Origin of the sequence: Micromonospora fiedleri (assembly GCF_016774385.1) — a bacterium.
GTDB classification, from domain to species: domain Bacteria; phylum Actinomycetota; class Actinomycetes; order Mycobacteriales; family Micromonosporaceae; genus Micromonospora; species Micromonospora gifhornensis.
Genome location: NZ_JAETXL010000004.1, coordinates 388,588 through 407,856 on the forward strand (window position 1 = coordinate 388,588; position 19,269 = coordinate 407,856).

Annotated in this window: 15 protein-coding genes and 2 pseudogenes; 6 read left to right on the forward strand and 11 right to left on the reverse strand. The window is 70.0% G+C overall.

Going from position 1 to position 19,269, the window contains the following annotated elements:
• Nucleotides 1-3: 3 nt before the first annotated feature.
• Together JMF97_RS12790 and JMF97_RS12795 are read right to left on the reverse strand one after the other, a co-directional pair.
• Nucleotides 4-1,482, reverse strand: coding sequence for a glutamate-cysteine ligase family protein (locus tag JMF97_RS12790; protein WP_203221769.1), 1,479 nt, complete (start codon nucleotides 1,480-1,482; stop codon nucleotides 4-6).
• A 334-nt stretch (nucleotides 1,483-1,816) separates the two neighbouring features.
• The gene (locus JMF97_RS12795) at nucleotides 1,817-2,398 is read right to left on the reverse strand and encodes a YceI family protein (RefSeq protein ID WP_013730747.1); all 582 of its coding nucleotides are present in this window, start codon (nucleotides 2,396-2,398) and stop codon (nucleotides 1,817-1,819) included.
• A gap of 103 nt (nucleotides 2,399-2,501) precedes the next feature.
• Here JMF97_RS12795 and JMF97_RS12800 point away from each other — a divergent pair, with 103 nt between their 5' ends.
• The gene (locus JMF97_RS12800) at nucleotides 2,502-3,014 is read left to right on the forward strand and encodes a MarR family winged helix-turn-helix transcriptional regulator (RefSeq protein WP_203221770.1); all 513 of its coding nucleotides are present in this window, start codon (nucleotides 2,502-2,504) and stop codon (nucleotides 3,012-3,014) included.
• Nucleotides 3,015-3,256: 242 nt separating this feature from the next.
• Here JMF97_RS12800 and JMF97_RS12805 read toward each other — a convergent pair.
• The 7 genes and pseudogenes from JMF97_RS12805 to JMF97_RS12835 all read right to left on the reverse strand — a co-directional run.
• Nucleotides 3,257-5,020: pseudogene (locus JMF97_RS12805) on the reverse strand (ATP-binding protein); the annotation flags it as partial.
• A 112-nt stretch (nucleotides 5,021-5,132) separates the two neighbouring features.
• The gene (locus JMF97_RS12810) at nucleotides 5,133-6,281 is read right to left on the reverse strand and encodes an acyl-CoA dehydrogenase family protein (protein WP_203221772.1); all 1,149 of its coding nucleotides are present in this window, start codon (nucleotides 6,279-6,281) and stop codon (nucleotides 5,133-5,135) included.
• A gap of 86 nt (nucleotides 6,282-6,367) precedes the next feature.
• Nucleotides 6,368-7,900, reverse strand: a complete 1,533-nt coding sequence (locus JMF97_RS12815) for an acyl-CoA carboxylase subunit beta (RefSeq protein WP_203221773.1) — start codon at nucleotides 7,898-7,900, stop codon at nucleotides 6,368-6,370.
• Between the two features lie 197 nt (nucleotides 7,901-8,097).
• Complete coding sequence (locus JMF97_RS12820) at nucleotides 8,098-9,006, reverse strand: hydroxymethylglutaryl-CoA lyase (protein ID WP_203221981.1); 909 nt, start codon at nucleotides 9,004-9,006, stop codon at nucleotides 8,098-8,100.
• Between the two features lie 155 nt (nucleotides 9,007-9,161).
• Nucleotides 9,162-10,499 carry an acetyl-CoA carboxylase biotin carboxylase subunit gene (locus JMF97_RS12825; protein WP_203221774.1) on the reverse strand — a complete coding sequence of 446 codons (1,338 nt, stop codon included), beginning with the start codon at nucleotides 10,497-10,499 and terminating at the stop codon, nucleotides 9,162-9,164.
• A 166-nt stretch (nucleotides 10,500-10,665) separates the two neighbouring features.
• Nucleotides 10,666-11,292 carry a TetR/AcrR family transcriptional regulator gene (locus JMF97_RS12830; RefSeq protein WP_013730740.1) on the reverse strand — a complete coding sequence of 209 codons (627 nt, stop codon included), beginning with the start codon at nucleotides 11,290-11,292 and terminating at the stop codon, nucleotides 10,666-10,668.
• Nucleotides 11,293-11,518: 226 nt separating this feature from the next.
• A complete protein-coding gene (locus JMF97_RS12835) occupies nucleotides 11,519-12,409 on the reverse strand; it encodes a sulfurtransferase (RefSeq protein WP_203221775.1) in 891 nt (296 codons plus the stop codon).
• A gap of 122 nt (nucleotides 12,410-12,531) precedes the next feature.
• Here JMF97_RS12835 and JMF97_RS32000 point away from each other — a divergent pair, with 122 nt between their 5' ends.
• Nucleotides 12,532-13,749 (forward strand): LPXTG cell wall anchor domain-containing protein, encoded by a 1,218-nt coding sequence (locus JMF97_RS32000; protein WP_203221776.1) that lies wholly within the window; start codon nucleotides 12,532-12,534, stop codon nucleotides 13,747-13,749.
• Nucleotides 13,750-13,819: 70 nt separating this feature from the next.
• Here JMF97_RS32000 and JMF97_RS12845 read toward each other — a convergent pair whose 3' ends face one another.
• Entirely contained in the window at nucleotides 13,820-14,599 is a 780-nt protein-coding gene (locus tag JMF97_RS12845; protein ID WP_043722454.1) for an SGNH/GDSL hydrolase family protein, read from the reverse strand.
• Nucleotides 14,600-14,773: 174 nt separating this feature from the next.
• Here JMF97_RS12845 and JMF97_RS12850 point away from each other — a divergent pair.
• Nucleotides 14,774-15,345 (forward strand): annotated as a pseudogene (locus tag JMF97_RS12850) (formylglycine-generating enzyme family protein); the annotation flags it as partial.
• A gap of 99 nt (nucleotides 15,346-15,444) precedes the next feature.
• Nucleotides 15,445-16,698: a hypothetical protein gene (locus JMF97_RS12855; protein ID WP_203221777.1), complete on the forward strand. Its 1,254-nt coding sequence runs from the start codon at nucleotides 15,445-15,447 to the stop codon at nucleotides 16,696-16,698.
• 65 nt (nucleotides 16,699-16,763) lie between these two features.
• Here JMF97_RS12855 and JMF97_RS12860 read toward each other — a convergent pair whose 3' ends face one another.
• Nucleotides 16,764-17,216: a hypothetical protein gene (locus JMF97_RS12860; protein WP_203221778.1), complete on the reverse strand. Its 453-nt coding sequence runs from the start codon at nucleotides 17,214-17,216 to the stop codon at nucleotides 16,764-16,766.
• 177 nt (nucleotides 17,217-17,393) lie between these two features.
• Here JMF97_RS12860 and JMF97_RS12865 point away from each other — a divergent pair, with 177 nt between their 5' ends.
• On the forward strand, nucleotides 17,394-18,584 hold the full coding sequence (locus tag JMF97_RS12865; RefSeq protein ID WP_203221779.1) for a sensor histidine kinase: 1,191 nt from the start codon (nucleotides 17,394-17,396) through the stop codon (nucleotides 18,582-18,584).
• Nucleotides 18,581-19,246, forward strand: coding sequence for a response regulator (locus JMF97_RS12870; RefSeq protein WP_203221780.1), 666 nt, complete (start codon nucleotides 18,581-18,583; stop codon nucleotides 19,244-19,246). Before JMF97_RS12865 ends, JMF97_RS12870 begins: the two co-directional genes overlap by 4 nt.
• Nucleotides 19,247-19,269: the final 23 nt, after the last annotated feature.

Genomic DNA, 19,269 nt, shown 5'->3' on the forward strand with positions numbered 1-19,269 from the left:
GGGTCAGTCGACGGGCCAGGTGTGCACCGGCTCGTTGCTGCCCTGCAACTCGGCGTAGCGCTGGAGCATGTGGTGCAGCGCGGCCGGTCGGTCCAGGCCCCGCTGCCGCTGCGCCGCCCACACGGTCGCCGTCTGCCAGACCGCCCCGTTACGGCCGGTACGACAGCGCTGCTCGATGATGCCGAGGAGCCGGTCGCGTTCGGCCGGGGCCACCCCGAAGGCGTCGAGCCCGGCGGACGCAATGGGCAACAGCACGTCCAGCACCAACCTGGTCACCGGCACCTCGCCGAGCCGGGGCCAGTGCAGGACGGCGTCCATGCCCCGTCGGGCGGCGGCGTGGAAGTTCTCCTCGGCGGAGCTGAAGGTGAGCTGACTCCAGATCGGGCGGTCGGCTTCGGCCAGACCGCGGACCAGCCCGAAGTAGAAGGCGGCGTTGGCCAGCATGTCGACCACGGTCGGGCCGGCCGGCAGCACCCGGTTCTCGACCCGCAGGTGCGGACGCCCGTTCATGATGTCGTAGACCGGGCGGTTCCAGCGGTAGACGGTGCCGTTGTGCAGTCGCAGCTCGGCCAGCTCGGGCACACCGCCGGCATGCAGGACCTCGACCGGGTCCTCGCTCTCGCAGATCGGCAGCAGCGGCGGGAAGTAGCGGACGTTCTCCTCGAAGAGGTCGAAGATCGAGGTGATCCACCGTTCTCCGAACCACACCCGAGGTCGTACGCCCTGCGCCTTCAGCTCGTCCGGACGGGTGTCGGTGGCCTGTTCGAACAGGGCGATCCTGGTTTCCGCCCAGAGCTGCCGGCCGTACAGGAAGGGTGAATTGGCACCCACCGCGACCTGCGCTCCGGCGATCGCCTGGGAGGCGTTCCAGTAGTCGGCGAAGCTGTCCGGCGCGACCTGGAGGTGGAACTGGAGGCTGGTGCAGGCCGCCTCGGGCGCGATCGAGTCGGTGTGCGTACGCAGCCGTTCGACACCACGGATGTCGAGTTCGATGTCTTCGCCCCGCGCACCGACGATCTGGTCGTTGAGCACCCGGTACCGTTCGTTCGTCGACAGGTTGTCGGCGACCAGGTGACGCTCGGTCAGCGTGGGCAGGATGCCGACCAAAACGATCCGGGTGTCCGACCGGGCCGCCCGCTCACTCGCCCGGTTGAGGCTGCCGAGCAGGCCGCGTTCGTAGTCGGTGAAGCCGGCACCGGAGATCAGTCGAGGGTTGGCGTTCAGCTCCAGGTTGAACTGTCCCAGCTCGGTCTGGAACAGCGGATCGGCGATGGCGGCGAGGATCTCCTCGTTGCGCATCGCGGGTTCGGCTGCGGGGTCGACCAGGTTGAGCTCGATCTCCAGCCCGGTCATCGGCCGGTCGGCGTCGAAGCCGAAGTCGTCAAGCATCAGGGCGAAGACGTCCAGGCAACGGCGGACCTTCTGCCGGTAGAGGACCCGGTCCTCGCGGGAGAATGCGGCCCGATCGACGTCCCTGCCCATGTGTTCCTCCCGGCGCGCGACGCGACGGAACGGTGCCGTTCCGCAGCGCAGTGTGAACCTTACTCGCCGACGCGCCGAACCTGGCCGTCCCGAAGATCGGTCCATTGCCGCAGTCCCCGCAGAGCAGCGCCGCTCTGACCAGCGACGGGCCAGTTCGGACACGCCGAAAGAAGTCCTACCCAGCGCCGGTGTCGTGGCCTACGAACAGCTTGACGAACAATCTGTGACATTTGGCACCGACGGCAGCGCCCCTGGGACGGTGGGGCCAGGCCACGGGGGTGAACAGCCGACAGGCCCGCGCGGTGAAGCGCGGGCCTGTCGGGCGTACGGGAGGTCAGGCCTGACGGACGGCCTCGCCCTCGATCTCGATCTTGATCTTCTTGCCGACCAGGACGCCACCCGACTCCAGGGCGACGTTCCAGGTCAGACCGAACTCCTCGCGGTCGATCTCGGCGCTCGCCGAGAAGCCGAAGATGTCGGTGCCGAAGGGGCTGCGGCCGACACCCTCGAACTCGACCGTGAGGTCGACCGGGCGGGTCACGTCCTTGATGGTGAGTTCGCCGGCGAGGACGAACTCGTTACCGCTGTGGGACTTCACGCCGGTGCTGCGGTACTCCAGCGTGGGGAACTTCTCCACGTCGAGGAAGTCGCCGCTGCGCAGGTGGGTGTCCCGGTCGGCCTGGGCGGTGGTGATGCTGGCCGCCTGGATGGTCGCGCTGACCGTGGACTCCAACGGCTCCTCGGCGATCGTGATGGTCGCGCTGGCCTCGGTGAACTCACCGCGGACCTTCGCCACCATCATGTGCCGGGCCATGAAGCCGACCCGCTTGTGCGCGGCGTCCAGCAGGTAGGTGCCAGCCGCCGGGATGGTCAGGCCGTTCCACTCGCGGGTAACCGACTCGGTGCTGCTGGTCATGAGAGACTGCCCTCCGGTAGAGAATGTTGGCTTGGTCAACGACTGACTAAGCAACTATACCCTCGACAATATTCCACGTGTCAAGGACTGCTAGGATGGCCTGGTGAACCCGAACGTGTTCGATGACTCTCGCATCACGGCTGTCGGCCTCCTCTTCGAGGTACATGCCGGGCTGTCCGCCCGGTTCGCCGCGCAGATGGAAGAACACGGGCTGTCCCCGGTCGAGTTCGAGGTGCTGACCCGGCTCACCCGCTCGCCCGACAACCAACTGAGAATGACCGACCTCGCGGCCCAGACCTCGCTGTCCACCAGCGGCGTGACCCGGGTGGTCGACCGGATGGAACGTGACGGCCTGATCGTCAGACGTGCCTGCGCGTCCGACCGGCGCAGCTCGTTCGCCGTGGTGACGCCGGCTGGCCTGCGTCGGCTCGATGAGTGCCTGCCCGGTCACCTCCAACTCATCGAGGACTGGTTCACCGGCCAACTGGATCCGCCCGCCCTGAACGCCCTGCTCGACGGCCTGCGCCAGGTGCGGGACGCGGTGCATCCCTGCGCCACGGCCGGCAGTGGTGACCCGGCCACTGGACCGGAGAACGCCAAGTCCACCGACTGTTGATCATCGTTGGCAGGTGCCGCGTTATCAACCCCCGCCACTGAACTATCGGTGGTCGGCCCAGCAGCCGAGGGTGACGTCAGCGGCAGAAAGAGCGGCAGAACCGATCGAACAAACGGCGATAGGTCACCAAATACGACAGGTCGCCTTTCGCCGTCTCGCTAGTCTCGGGTCACCGGGGGCGCAATGGGGGGTGCCGGCGCGGGCGATGAGCGAGGGGTGGCAACAGGGGGCTTCCTCGCCCGCGCCACCACCCCCCGTTGCCGTAACCGATCGCGGGCCTCCGGCAACTCCTCCACCACAGCGGCCTGCTCGTCGGCGAGCGATGCCACCCCGTGCGATGCGCGCAGGCGCAGTTCCCCGTCGGCCTCGGCGGTACGTGGGTCGGCCAGCAGCCGCAGCAGCCACTGCCGCCCGGCACCGGCGCGCCCGCGAAGCCGCCACCAGAGCGGCAGGCCGGCCGCCAGGCGCAGCGCGGTCAGCGGGTCGTCCACCGCGGCGTACGCCAGCGCGGCACTGATGTCCCCGGACACCTCGTCGAGTCGACCCGCCGCACCGGTGGCGTCGGTCCCGGCCAGGCCCGGTGCGGTGCGCTCCACGAACCACGTGATCACCCGCGCGTGCCGACGCTGGATCACCGCCGACTCACCGGCGCCGGATACCCGTTCGACGGCGTAGTCGCGGACCGCGTCGAGCAGTCGGAAGCGAAACGGCCCATCCCCGCGTACGTGCAGCAGTCCCAGTTCGATGAACCGGTTGAGCAGCCGTACGGGGTCGGCGGTGATGGCCGTGCCGGCGAGCATCTCCTCGGCCAGTTCGATCGACCACCGGTTGTCGAACGCGGAGAACCGGCGCAGCGCCGCACGCTCCTCGTCGTCGAGCAGCCGGTAGCTCGTCGCCACCGCGTCGCGCAGCGTCCCCGCCACCCGGGTGTCGTCCGGCCGCGGTTGACCGGTCGGCCAACCGCTGCGGGTCGCCATGTCGAGGTCCAGCACCCGGTCGCCGTAGCGGTCGAGCAGTTCGGTCAGGCTGAGCAGTCGACCACGCGCCGCCATCAGTTCGACGGCCAGCGGAAGCCCGCCCAGTCGCCGCACCAGCGCGGCCAGCGCCGGAAGTTCGGCCTCGGTCGGTGGCTCCCGGCGGACCTGCGCCAGCCGGGCGGTGAACAGCGCCACCGCCGGGGAGGCGGCGAGCGCCGACGGCTCGATGTCTCCCGGCGCCGGCACGTCCAGTGGCAACACCGGTCGGACCCACTCGTCCGGCAGCCCCACCGGGTGCCGACCGGTGACCAGGATCCGCAGCGAGGGCACGGCGTCGACGAGACGCTGCACCGCAGAGGCCACCGAATCGGGGGCCCGGTCGGCCGCGTCCACCAGCAGCGTCGGGTCGCCGATCCGGGCGGTCAGCTCGGTCGTCCGGGACACCCCGAAGGCGCCCAGCGCGGCAGCGAGCACATCGGCGACGTCCGACCCGGCGCCGACGTGCAGCCCGCTGACACCGCCCGGACGACCGGACTCCGGCGGCGGCCCGACCGAGCTCGCTCGTCGAGCGGCGGCGACGGCGTGGCAGGCGGCCAGCGCGAGGGCGGTCTTGCCGACGCCCGCCACCCCCACCAGGCTGATCACCTGCGGTCCGCGCGGCTCGGTCAGCAGGGTGACCAACTCGGCCAGGTCCCGCTCCCGCCCGATCAGCTCGGGCGGTGGCGGAAGGGGTGCCGGCCCACCAACAGTGACCCGAGCGGTGCCGCCATCGGCCTTGCGAGCCGCGGCCACGAAGGCCGTACGGGCGGGACCGGACAGGGCGAGCGCATCGGCGAGCAGATCGACGGTGGTGCGCTGCGGGCGCGAGGAGCGTCCCCGTTCCAGGTCACGAACCGTCCGTACGCCGACGCCGGCACGAGTCGCGAGTTCGGCCTGGGTGAGGCCGGCGGCCCGGCGATGCCCCCGCAACAGATCCGCAAGGCCGGACGACCCGATCCACCCGGATGAACGATCATGACTCGAAGTCATGGTCCGGGACATTACGGGCCAGGCCCGACATCCGGCAGGCGAGCGTCAACCACCCGACCGGTCGATGCCGAAACCCGACAGGCGACCGACCCGCCCCGTCACCGGAACCCGGTCACATCCCCAGGTCACGCGCGATGATCATGCGCTGCACCTCGGACGTGCCCTCGCCGATCTCCAGGATCTTGGAGTCCCGCCAGAACCGGGCCACCGGGTACTCGTTCATGAAGCCGTACCCGCCGTGGATCTGCGTCGCCTCCCGGGCGTTGTCCACCGCGATCGTGCTGGCGTGCAGCTTGGCGATCGCCGCCTGCCGCTTGAACGGCTCGCCGGCAAGCATCCGGGCCGCCGCGTCGTAGTACGCCAGCCGGGCGGTGTGCGCCTTCATCTCCATGTCCGCGACCTTGAACTGGATCGCCTGGTAGTTGCCGATCGGCTGGCCGAAGGCGTGCCGCTCGCGGGCGTACTTGATCGACTCGTCGACACAGCCTTGGGCGAGGCCCACGGCCAGCGCGGCGATGGCGATCCGGCCCTCGTCGAGGATCCGCAGGAACTGGGCGAAGCCCCGGCCGCGCTCGCCGAGCAGGTTCTCCGCCGGCACGCGGCAGTCGTCGAAGGTCAACTCGTGGGTGTCCGAGGCGGTCCAGCCGACCTTGGAGTAGCCGGGCGCCACGGTGAAGCCCGGCGTACCGCTCGGCACGATGATGGTGGACAGTTCCTTCGCGCCGTCCGGCCGGGTGCCGGTGACGGCGGTGACGGTGACCAGAGCGGTGATGTCGGTGCCCGAGTTGGTGATGAACGCCTTCGAACCGTTGATCACCCACTCGTCGCCGTCCAGCACGGCCCGGGTCTCGGTGCCTGCGGCGTCCGACCCGGTGCCCGGCTCGGTGAGCCCGAAACCGGCCAGCGCCTCGCCGCTGAGCAGCTTCGGCAGCCAGCGGGCCTTCTGCTCCTCGGTGCCGAAGCGGTAGATCGGCATCGCACCCAGCGAGACCGCCGCCTCCAAGGTGATCGCCACGCTGGAGTCGACCCGGGCCAACTCCTCCAACGCCAGGCAGAGGGCGAAGTAGTCGCCACCCATGCCGCCGTACTCCTCGCTGAAGGGCAGGCCGAACAGGCCCATCTTGCCCATCTGCCGGATGACCTCGTACGGGAAGGTGTGCTGCTCGTAGTGCTCGGCGATGACCGGCGCGACCACCTCGCGGGCGAAGTCCCGCACGCTGTCGCGCAGCGCCTGGTGCTCCTCGGAGAGCCGGAAGTCCATCGGGGTTCCTCCTGTGTGGACGGCCGACGAGCGCTCGTGACGCCTCGACGGTGCCGGTGCTGGCTGGTGCGTGCGGTGACGCCGGTTCAGACGGGGGTGACGCCGTGCCGACGACGGGAGAAGTGCCGGTCCTTGCTCCGGGCGGCGGTGAAGCGGCGGATCAGTTCGGCGCGCAGTTCGTGCGGCTCGACGATCGTGTCGATGACGAGTTCGCTGGCCAGCCGGACGATGTCGATGTCCTGCTCGTACTCGGCGCGCTTGGCGGCGACGAAGGCGGCCCGCTCGGCCTCGTCCTCGATCGCGGCGATCTTGTTCGCGTACACCGCGTTGACCGCGGCCTCCGCGCCCATCACCGCGATCTTCGCGGTGGGCAGCGCGATTGTCGCGTCCGGCTCGAAGCCGGGGCCGGCCATGGCGTAGAGGCCCGCGCCGTACGCCTTGCGGACCACCACGCAGATCTTCGGTACGGTCGCCTCGGAGATCGCGGTGATCATCTTGGCGCCGTGCCGGATGATGCCCTGCTTCTCCACCGCGCTGCCGACCATGAAGCCGGGCACGTCGGACAGGAACAGCAGCGGCACGTTGAAGGCGTCGCAGAGCTGCACGAACCGGCTCGCCTTGTCGGCCGAGTCGACGAAGAGCACCCCGCCCTTGAACATCGAGTTGTTGCCGACCACGCCGACGACCTCGCCGTTCAGCCGGCCGAACCCGATGGTCAGCTCCTTGGCCCAGAGCGCCTGGATCTCGAAGAACGAGCCGTCGTCGAGCAGGCCCTTGACGTACCGTCGCATGTCGAAGGCCTGCCGCTCGCTGGCCGGCACCAGCGCGGCCAGGTCCGCCTTGACGGGCGCCTCGACCGCCTCGGCGGTCGGCGGCTGCTGGGTCCAGTTCGCCGGCAGGTACGACAGGTAGCGCTTGACCACGTCGAGCGCCTCGGCCTCGGTCTTGCAGAGGAAGTGCCCGACGCCCGACTCGGCACAGTGCACCTTGGCCCCGCCCATCGCCTCCAGGGTGGTCTTCTCGCCGGTGACCATCTCGACCATCCGGTCGGAGCCGAGGTACATGCTGGCGTTGCCGTCCACCATGGCCACCACGTCGCAGAAGGCCGGGATGTACGCGCCACCGGCCGCGCTCGGCCCGAACAGCGCGCAGACCTGGGGAATCGAGCCGGAGGCGCGTACCTGATTCCAGAAGATCTTGCCGGCACCGCGTCGACCCGGGAACAACTCGACCTGGTCGGTGATCCGCGCGCCGGCCGAGTCGACCAGGTAGACCATCGGCACACCGGTGTCGTACGCCCGCTCGATGACCCGGATGATCTTCTCGACGGTACGCGCACCCCAGCTGCCGGCCTTGACCGTGGAATCGTTGGCCATCAGGCAGACCTGGCGACCGTCGATGGTGGCGGTTCCGGTCACCACCCCGTCGGCGGGCAGCCCGTCGGCGAGCGCGTTGGCGTAGAGCCCGTCCTCGACGAACGATCCCTCGTCGACCAGCAGGGCGACCCGCTCCCGCGCGAACAGCTTCCCCTTGGCCGCGTTCGCCGCGTGATACTTCTCCGCGCCACCGGCCCGTACGCGCTTACCGAGCTGCTCCAGCGCCCCACCGTCAACAGTCACCACGGCTCCCCACCACGCCCAGCCTGAACGATCGTTAATCTACCCCACCCACGCCCACCCCCACCACGCCCCGCCCACCCCCCATCCCCGCGATCTTGCACTTTTCGTCGCCCCATATCGACACAAAGAGCGCATATGGGCGACACAAACTGCAAGATCGCGGGCAGGGTGGGGCCGTGCGGGAGGGGTGTGGGGGTTCAGGGGAGGGGGGTCAGGGCGGTGCGGGGGCCGGCGCGGAGGACGCCGGAGGGGAGGCGGCGGGCGGTGAGGTCTTCGGCGAGTTTGGCGGCGTCGATCAGGGCGTCGAGGTCGATGCCGGTGTCGATGCCCATGTCGTGCAGCATGTGCACCGCCTCCTCGGTGGCCAGGTTTCCGCTGGCACCCGGCGCGTACGGGCAGCCGCCGAGGCCGCCGACGCTGGCGTCGAACTCGGTCACCCCGTACTCCAACGCGGTCAACAGGTTCGCCAGGGCGGTGCCGCGGGTGTTGTGGAAGTGCAGCAGCACCGGGATGTCCGCGTTGCGGCCGCGTACGGCGGTGAGCAGGTCACGGACCCGTCGGGGCGTACCCATGCCGGTGGTGTCGCCGAAGGCCACGCGGTCGGCGCCGTCGGCGACCACCCGGTCCACGATGGCCGCGACCCTTGCCGGGTCGATGTCCCCCTCGTACGGGCAGCCGAAGCTGGTCGCGATGATCACCTCGGCCTGCGCGCCGGCACCGTGCAGCAGGTCGATCAGTTCGGCGATGTCGTCGAGCGACTCGGCGGTGGAACGGTTGACGTTGCGCCGGTTGTGCGTGTCACTGGCGGAGACAACCACCTCGATCTCGGTGAACCCGGCGGCCAGGGCCCGCTGCGCGCCTCGGGTGTTCGGCACCAGCGCCGAGTAGCGAACCCCGTCGACCTTCGTGGCCCGTTGCCACACCTCGTCGGCGTCGGCCATCTGCGGAATCGCCTTGGGGTGCACGAACGACACCGCCTCGATCCGCCGTACCCCGGTGCGGGACAGCGCGTCGAGCAGCCGCACCTTCGCCTCGGTCGGAATCGGCTCCTCGTTCTGCAGCCCATCACGCGGCCCAACCTCCCGGATGGACACGACCCCCGGCAGTTCCCTCATCCCAACCACCTCAACCTCTCCTCTCCCTCTCAGCATGGCACCCCACCCACCTTCCCCCCGTTGATCAAGAAGTTTGCGTCTGATCCGGGCCGCTCCCCGACGCAAACTTCTTGATCAACGAAGGCAGGGCGGGGGCAGGGCCGGGGTTAGCGCATGCGGGTTATGAGGGTGGTGTCGTAGGTGCCGGAGGTGAACTCCTGGTTGTTCAGGAGTTCGGTGAAGAAGGGGAGGTTGTTCTTGGGGCCGGTTAGAGCGAAGTCGGCTACTGCGGTGCGGGCGCGGGCGATCGCTTCGGGGCGGGTCTCGGCGTAGACGACGAGTTTGGCCATCAGGCTGTCGTAGAAGGGGGTGACCGTGTTGCCTTCGACGTAGCCGGAGTCGACGCGTACGCCCTCGCCGGTGGGCTCCACCCAGGTCTTGATCACTCCGGGGCCGGGCAGGAACCGCTTCGGGTCCTCGGCGTTGATCCGCAGCTCGATGGCGTGGCCGCGCGGGCTGAGCGCGTCCGGATCGAAGGTGGGGGCCAGGCCCGCGGCCACCCGCAGTTGCTCCTCGACCAGATCCAGGCCGTAGACCAGCTCGGTGACCGGGTGCTCCACCTGGAGGCGGGTGTTCATCTCCAGGAAGAAGAACTCGTCGGTGCCCGGGACCAGCAGGCATTCCACCGTGCCCGCGTTGCGGTAGTCGACCGCCTCGCCGGCCCGTACCGCCGCCGCGAGCAGGCGTTCCCGCAGCTCCGGGGAGACCGCCGGGGAGGGCGACTCCTCGACCAGCTTCTGGTTGCGACGCTGCACCGAACACTCCCGCTCACCGAGGGCGACCACCCGACCGTCGGCCAGGCCGAGGATCTGCACCTCGACGTGCCGTACCCGGGGGAAGTAGCGCTCGATCAACACCGAACCGTCGCCGAACATCCGCTCGGCGAACGCGCGCACCTTGTCGTACTCGGTGCGCAGCGCGTCCTCGTCGGCGGCCACGCCCATGCCCATGCCGCCACCGCCGGCGGCGGCCTTCACCATGACCGGGTAGCCGATCTCGCCCGCCGCAGCCAGCGCCGCCGTCAGGTCGGCAGCCGGCTCGGTGGTGCCGGGCGCCACCGGGACACCGGCGGCGGCCATCAGGTTCCGCGCATTGATCTTGTCGCCCATCGCGCTGATCGCGTCCGCGCCCGGTCCGACCCAGATCAGGCCGCTGGCCTCGACGGTACGGGCGAAGTCGGCGTTCTCCGACAGGAAGCCGTAACCGGGGTGGATGGCCTGTGCACCGGTCGACGCGGCGGCGGCGAGGATCGCCTCGGTGTTGCGGTAACTCTGTGCCGGGTTGGCCGGACCCACGCAGACCGCCTCGTCGGCCTCGTGCACGAACGGCAGGTCGGCGTCCGCCTCCGAGTGCACCGCGATCGCGCGTACGCCGAGCCGCCGCGCGGTACGGATGATCCGACGGGCGATCTCGCCCCGGTTGGCGACCAGCAACGACTCGATCATGAGTCCTCCGAGCGTCCAGATGGTGGGACAGCATGCTAGGCAGGCGTACCGCCGTGGAGCAAGGAAGCGCGTCACTCATCGCCCGCGACAGCACTGCCGAAGCGGCGCGTCGGCGCAGGTGGACCAGCGTGTCGAGCTCAGGTGAAGCCGGTCGGGCGCGGGAGGCTCAGGCGGGGTCGGTGGGGGCGAGAAGTGCGGCGAGGGTGGCGGCGCGCAGCAACTCGGCCCGGCGGCGGCGGTCGACCTCGCCACCGAGGAACGGGGTGGAGTTCATCAGGCCGAACGCGGCGTGGGCCAGCACCCGCGCCTCGCCGTCGGGCAGCCCGGCGTGCAGTGCGGTCAGCACGGTGACCCACTCCTCCACGTAGAGCCGCTGAAGACGCCGGATGCGCCGTCGGGGCTCCTCGGGCAGCCGGTCCAGCTCGTGCAGGTGCAACGCGATGACGGCGGGATTGGCCAGTGCGAAGTCGACGTGAAAATCGATCAACGACTCCAGCACGGCGCGGGGATCGCCCGGGTGGGCGGCGGCGCGCTGACGACCGCCGTCGAGCAGCCCTTCGCTCACCGGCACCAGCGCGGCAACAAGCATCGCTTCCTTGCCGGCGAAGTGGTGGTAGAGCGCCGGGCCGGTCACCCCGGCCGCCGCGCCGATGTCGTCCATCGACACACCGTGGTAGCCGCGCGAGGCGAACAGCCCCACCGCGATCTCCAGGATCTCGTCCTTGCGGGACCGGCGCCGCCCCGTCCCCGTGGCCCCGCTGTTCGCGCCGCGGGCCCGCTGCTCCACCGTCACCGGGCAAGCGTAGACCCAGGCCGATGACGGGGGGCACGCTCGGTTACCCGCCAGTCCGCCTGCCGGGAACGCCCACCCGGCAGCGCTGTCGAAAACCCGCCCAGGGCGGCACGCCGCACCAGCCCAGAGGACAAATCCACCCACGGGCTGGCGCTGCCGGACAGCCGACCGGCCGATCGATCATGGAGTTGCCTGCGTCCGGCAACTCCATGATCGACTCGACGGATCAGGTCGGGTTCGGGCCCTTCACGACGGGAGCCCGGACCAGGTTGCCCCATTCGGTCCAGGAGCCGTCGTAGTTGCGGACCTGCGGGTAGCCGAGCAGGTGGCGCAGCACGAACCAGGTGTGGCTGGACCGCTCCCCGATCCGGCAGTACGCGATCACGTCGTCGTCGGGGCTCAGCCCGAGCTGGTCGGCGTAGATGGCGCGCAGTTCCTCGGCCGACTTGAAGGTGCCGTCGTCGTTGGCGGCGGACTTCCACGGCTTGCTCACCGCACCCGGGATGTGCCCACCGCGCAGCGCACCCTCCTGCGGGTAGTCCGGCATGTGCAGCATGTCGCCGGTGTACTCACCCGGCGAACGCACGTCGACCAGCGGACGGCCCGCCGCGACGTGCGCCGCCACCTCCTCGCGGAACGCCCGCACCGGCGCGTCGTCGCGCTGCGGCACCGGGTACTGCGCCCGCGGCCGGTTGGGCCTGTCGCGGGTCAACTCCCGGCCCTCGGCGATCCACTTCTGCCGCCCGCCGTCGAGCAGACGCACGTCCGCGTGACCGAAAAGCGTGAAGACCCAGAGGGCGTACGCCGCCCACCAGTTGAAGTTGTCGCCGTAGAAGACGACCGTGTCGTCCCGGCCGATGCCCTTGGCGGCGCAGAGTTCGGCGAACCGTTCGGCGTCCAGATAGTCGCGGGTCACCTGGTCGTTCAACTCCAGGTGCCAGTCGACCTTCACCGCACCGGGAATGTGCCCGGTGTCGTAGAGCAGCACGTCCTCGTCGGATTCGACGACGACCAGGCCCTCGTCGTGCAGGTGCTCGGCCAGCCACTCGGTGGTGACCAGCCGCTGCGGGTCGGCGTAGGACTGGAGTCGGGGATCGGGATCACTCGGCACAGGCATGATCCCCAAGGTACCCAGTCGCGGGCTGCCGGGTGGCACGCTCCGCTGACGGGACAGCGCGACGAGGCCACCACGAATATCGTCGACAACAAACACTGGCCGTTCCCTCGGAAGGTTTCGCTGTGGCTGTTGGTCGTCGCTGGCTGTCACGTACGGTGGCCGCCACGTTGCTCGTCCTTGCCGGTACGGCTCTCCCCGCTGGTCCCGCCGCTGCGGTCGACCCGGAGCCGAAGTTCGCCTTCGATCTGACCAGCACGACGGCTCCGCTGGGAGTCGAAACGAAGAGAATCCATCTGAGATTCACCAACCTGACGACTGACGAGACCCCGACCGCGTGGCAGTTCAGCGTCCGCCCCACCGATCCGGACTCCTGGGAGAAGGCCGCCGTCCAGTGGCCCGACCCGCGCGTCGACACCGGTGAGTGCGACGGTGAGCCCGAACAGTTCTACTGCCACATCGCCGCCCCTGCGCACCAGGAGTTGATACCGGGCCCCGGCGAGACGACGGAGATCCCGCTCGACATCCGCGTCCGCGTGCAGGACGAGCCGTACGAGGGCAGCTTCGTGGTCACCGTGCACGCGTACTGGGCGGACGGGCGGTCACCCGAGGTCGAGAAGACCTTCCCGCTGACGATCGTCGACGAGGCCGAGGCTGATCTGTCGGTGCTCGCCCCGGACGTGAAGCAGTCGGTGCAGGTGGACGCGGACGGCAAGCTCGAAGCGACCGGGCCGCTGAACCCGGGCGAGACGGCCGCTGTGCGCTACCAGATCGTCAACCAGGGTCGGAAGGCGGTCAGCGGAGTCAAGGTCACCGTGGGCCTGCCCGAGGGCGTCACCTTCACCGCGCCGCCCGAGGAGTGCGCGATCGACGCCGACGGACGCTCGGCGGTCTGCACCTACGACACGCTCGCACTCGTACCGGCCGCTGAGGACACCGACCCCAGGGACGACGTCCACTCCGCCGTCGAGGTGCACAACCTGGTGACCGTGCTGGCCGACACCTTGGCGCCCGTGACGTTGCAGGGCGGGACCGTGCAGGTCGAGGGCCTGACTGAGGAGGTCGTTGCCAAGTCCGACCTGGTGCGCACCAAGCTGCCGGCGAACGCCGTCGCCGTACCGGCGGCGGACGTGGATGCCAGCGACAACCAGGACGGCTTCTCCGTCGTGGTCGCCGCACCCCGCAGCGGCGGGGACGACGACGGCGGCAACGGTGGCGGGGGTGAGCTGCCGATCACCGGGTCGCCGACCACGCTGATCGCCGGAATCGGTGTCGTCCTGCTCGCGGGTGGCGGCCTGATGCTGCTGCTCGCCCGACGTCGGCACCGCCTGCCGCACGCCTAGCGGCCGTGGCGTCACCCGCCTGACCAGGAAGTCGTCGAGCCAGGAAGTCGTCGTGCCGGCGGCTTCCTGGTCAGCGAGGCGGTTGTGGTGGGAGTGGGCCGAGCAGGGGGCGTTTGGCGGTCAGGGTGTCGCCGGACGAGCGGCCGGTGATCCGGCGCTTGATCCAGGGGGCCAGGTGCTGTCCGGCCCAGCGCAGGTCGGCCGCGCGGGCGGACAACCAGGGCGTCGGTTCGGGGTGCGGCGGCACGAGCAGCCACTGTTCGTCGCAGCCGACGCCGAGGGCGGCGAGCACCTGGCCGGCGACCCGGCGGTGACCGGCCGCAGACAGGTGCAACCGGTCGGTGCTCCACAGCGTCGAGTTCAGGTAGGTGTCGTCGGCGTACAGGTCGACCAGAATCGCGCCGTGCCGCTCGGCGGTCTCGCCGACCGCACGGTTGACCACGGCGAGCCGGGGCCCGATGAGCCGCTGGCCGGGCAGCCGGGGCGTCACGTCGGCGAACCGGAACAGCACCACGTCGGCCCCGTCCGCGCGCAGCCGGCCCACCACCTGGTCGAAGCGCGCGGCCAGGGCATCCGGGTCGAAGGTACGACGCAGCACGTCGTTGCCACCGGCGGCGAAGCTGATCAGGTCGGGCTTCATCGCCAACGCCATGGGCACCTGCTCGGCCACCACGTTCGGAAACGTACGTCCCCGGATGGCGAGGTTGGCGTACTGGAAATCGGGGCCGGCCTCGGCGGCGAGCCGGGTGGCGACCAGATCGGCCCAGCCCCGGAAGCTGCCGTCCGGGTACGGATCGTCCAGACCTTCGGTGAAGCTGTCCCCGACCGCGACGTAACTACGCCAGCGCACCACTGCTCCTCCAGAGGAGTAAGGAAGGGCCCCGGACACCGGAGGGGCCCCTTCTTAACGTCGGAGAGTCTGGCACCCGACCGGCACCCCCGGCTGCCCCTCGGGGCGGATCGTGGCAGAGGTCATCACCCACCGATTCGAGTACTCTCGCTGTTCGTGACGGCGGAACTTGCCATGATCCCCATCTCGGCCGGGCAGGTGACGCTGTCGGACCGGCGTACCCAGCGGCGCTGGTCGGTGCCACTCCAGCCGTACGACATCGCCGCGGTCCCGGTCACCCAGGAGCAGTACGCACAGGTCACCGGCGAGCGCCCCAGCGCGGCGACCGGCGATCGGCTTCCCGTGGAGAGCGTCTCCTGGTGGGATGCGATCCGCTTCTGCAACACCCTGTCCCAGCGGGACGGCCTGACAGCGGCGTACTGGCTCGACGGCGACCGGGTCGACTGGAACGTCGACGCCGACGGGTACCGGCTGCCGACCGAGGCCGAGTGGGAGTACGCCTGCCGTGCCGGCACGACCGGCCCCCGATACGGGCCGCTCGACGAAATCGCCTGGTATCGCGGCAACTCCGCCGACCGGATCCACGAGGTCGGTGGCAAGCAGCCCAACACCTGGGGCCTGTACGACAGTTGGGCAACGTGTGGAACTGGTGCTGGGACGTCTACGACGCCGAGGTCTACGGCAGCTACCGGGTGCTGCGTGGCGGCGGCTGGTTCGACGAGCAGTGGAGTTGCCGCGCCTCGGTACGCCGTCGCAGCCATCCGACGTTCACCGTCGACGATGTCGGTTTTCGCGTCGCGCGCTCTGCATGATCGACGGATAGCACTGCGACCCGGGCACGAATAGTGTCTCCAGCCACACTGTCCGCTCATTCGAAGGATTCCGCTGTGGCCTCAGGTAATCGTCGGTGGCTGTCGCGAACAGCGGCCGCCACGCTTCTCCTGCTCACCGGTCTGGCCGTCCCCGCCGCTCCCGCCTCGGCGGTCGAGCCGGAGGCGAAATTCGCCTTCGAACTGTCCAGCACGACGATTGCGCTGGGGTCGTTGAAAAAACCGATCTACCTGAGGTTGACCAACCTGACCGACGAGGCCCCGGAGGCGATCTCCTTCTCCGTCGGCAACTTCGGACCAGAGTGGTTCTTCCCGGTGGGAGGGTTCAGGGCCACCGTGGAGTGGCCAGAGCGCGGCGGCGCCGGCGGGTGCGACGGCGACTGGGGAGCCTGGGGATGTGACATCAATTCTGTTGAACACCCTCACCTCATTCCGGCCCCCGGCGGGACCGTCGATATTCCCCTCCTCATTACCGTCAGCACGAATACGAAGGAGCCTTTCGAAGGCGAGTTCGGTGTCTCGGCCGGCATGTCCTGGGATGACCGCAGCCCCGTCCTGACCAGTAAGCGGTTCACGCTCAACGTGGTCGACAACTCCGAAGCCGACCTGTCGGTGAAGGCGTGGGACGTGGATCAGTCGGTGCCCGTCGACCCGGGCCCGCTCGAACCTCATGGACCGTTGAACCCCGGGGAGGCGGGCGGGTTGGGATACCTGGTCGCCAACCACGGCCGAAAGGCGGTCAGCGGGCTCAAGGTCACGATCCGCCTGCCCGAGGGCGTGACGTTCAATCAGCCGGAGGAAGCATGTGTGATCGACAGTGACGGACGGACGGCGGTCTGCACCTACGACAGCCTTGCGCTCGTACCGGTGGAGGAGGAGAACCACAATGAGGATCTCTACTCCGCTGTCGAGTTGGGCATGGTGATAGATGTGCCGGCCGACACCGAGGCACCTGTCACGTTGAAGGGTGGCATGGTCCAGGTCGAGGGATTGACCGAGCAGGCGGAAGCCCGCTCCGCCGCCAAGCGGACCCGACTGCCGGCGAACGCGAAGGCCGTACCGGCAGCCGACGTGGATGTCAGCGACAACCAGGACGGTTTCGCCGTCGTGGTCGCCGCGTTCCCCAAGGACGACGGCGGAGGTGGGGGTGGTCTGCCGGTCACCGGTCCACCGGCCGGGCTGATCACCAGCGCCGGTCTCGCCATGCTGGCGGGTGGCGGCCTCCTGCTGTTCCTGGCCCGACGCCGCGCCCGCCTGCCGCACGCGTAGCAGCACCACCATGCGGTCACCCGGTGGCTCCGAACAGGGACCACCGGGTGACAGCGCTTCAGGGCCTACTGCCGACGGCGGGCCAGGGGCCAGGCGATCAGACCGCTCACCGCGCCGACCAGGACACCGGTGAAGACGCTGCTGATGGCGGCGAAAACCCGGATGACAACTGCCTGGGCGCCGGGGGCGAGATCGCCGAGATTGCCACCGAGAGTCGGCGGCACGTCGAACGCAACGTCCCAGAGCACCTGGTGGGTCAGCGCCAGCAGCACGCCGTAGATCAGGCCGAGGACGAGCAGGGTGAGGAAGGGGTTGGGCACCCGCCGCAGCACCGCGGTCACGATCCAGACCATCGGCGGTACGACCACCAGCAGCAGGTTGACGAAGGTGCCCTCGTGCACCAACCCCAGATCGTGCAACACCACCCGAGGCAGCCCGAGCAGCGCGAGCCCGAGCAGGGCGGGCCACGGAAGTCCGAGTGCCGTCCGACGCTGCGGAACAGGCTGTGCGGTGCTCATGGCGGCAACTCCCTCGCGTTGTTAATAGGGGGCCCTTCCTCTACACGAGGCGTTAACAAGGTGCCCTTCCTTTCAAGAGTTGCGGGGTCGGGGGCAGGACCGGTACGTCGGTGGGCGACTGTTCGGGTCGCCTTCTGACGACCCCGACGCGCCTGCCCAGCGCCGTACGCTGAGTTCGTGGCCGGTCGTACGAGGGAGCAGGCGTTCCGCCCCTGGGCCGTCGACGTGCTGCTCGGGGTGGGTGTCACAGTCATCGTCTCGATCGTGATCAGCGCCAACGAGGGTGGCCGGCACGGGCCGGAGCGGGTCGCGTACCTGTGGGCCGTCGGTCTCGGGGCGCTGATGCTGGCCCGTCGCCGCTACCCGGTGCTGGTGCTCGCCGTGACGGTGCTGGGCCTGTTCGCCTACTACGCCGTCGGCTACCCGGCGATCGGGTTGGCCGTGCCGGTCGCCGCCGCCCTCTTCTCCGCCGCCGAGTACGGGCGGCTGGTCGCCGCCGTCAGCGCCGCCGTGGTGGTCACCGTGGTTTCGGTGGTCTTCCGCCTCGCCGAGGGGCAGGATTTCGCCTTCGTGGTCGGCTACGAGTTGGCCGGGCACGTCCTGTTGATGGGGGCGGCGATCGCTCTCGGCGACAGTGTGCGGTCCCGTCGGGCGGCGCAGGCGGACGCGCGGCGGATCGCCGAACTGACCGCTGCGCGTTACCAGCAGGAGGCGCAGACCCGCATCCAGCACGAACGGATGGCCGTCGCCCGGGACCTGCACGACTCCCTCGGGCACACCGTGTCGGTGATCGCCCTGCACGCCGACGTCGCCCGAGAGGCGTTGGGCCGCGACGAGGATGCCGCTCGCTCGGCGCTGGAGTTGATCCGGTCGGCGGCCGGCCGCAGCATGGTCGACCTGCGGCGCACGGTGACGCTGCTGCGCTCGCCCGACGACGAGCGCCGCACGGTCGTCTCGCTGGCCAACCTCGACGCGGTCACCCAGGCGGCCGGCGCGGCCGGCTTCGACGTCGACGTCCGGGTCGACCTCGACCCGGACGTGCCCGGTCCGGTCGAGGCCGCCGCGTTCCGGATCGTGCAGGAGGCGATCACCAACGTCGTACGACACTCCGCCGGCAGCCGGGTCGACATCCGGGTACGCCAGGACGAGCACCGCCTGACCCTGTCGGTCATCGACAGTGGCGCCGACGCGGAACTCGAAGCACCGAAGGCAGGCACCGGACAGCCAGGCACCGGACGGCCGGGTATCGGGCACGGCATCGCCGGGATGCGGGAACGGGCCGAGAGCCTGGGCGGTCGACTCACCGCCGACCCGGTGCCGGGCGGTTTCGCCGTCCACGCCGAACTTCCGCTGGTCGGGTCGGCATGACCAGCGTGCTGATCGTCGACGACCAGGATCTCGTCCGGGCCGGCATCCGTACCCTGCTGTCGGCCGATCCGCAGATCGACGTGGTCGGGGAGGCCGCCGACGGCCGGTCCGGGCTCCGGCTGGCCCGGCAGTACCGGCCGGATGTCGTACTCATGGACATCCGGATGCCGGTGCTGGACGGCCTGGCCGCGACCGCCGCGATCCGGGCCGACGCCGGGCTGGCCGCGACCCGGGTGCTGATCCTCACCACGTTCGACGACGACGAGGACATCATCGAGGCGGTGAGCCTCGGTGCCGCCGGTTACCTGCTGAAGGACACCCCCTCGGACGAGCTGCGCCGGGCGGTGCTGACCACTGCGGCGGGCGGGAACCTGTTGTCACCCACGGTCACCCGTCGGGTGATGGAACGGCTCGCCGCCGCGCCCCGCCCGGCCCGGCCCGATCCCCGGCTGGCCGTCCTGACCGAGCGGGAGCGGGCCGTGCTGGCCCGGGTCGGGTTGGGTGAGACGAACGACGAGATCGGCCGGGCGTTGTTCATCAGCCCCGCGACCGCGCGCACCTATGTGAGTCGACTGCTGGCCAAGCTGAACGCCCGGGACCGTACGGCGCTGGCGGTGATCGCGCACCGCGCCGGGTTGAGCGAGCCACCCGACGACAGCTGAGCCGCAATGCGTTCGCCGACATC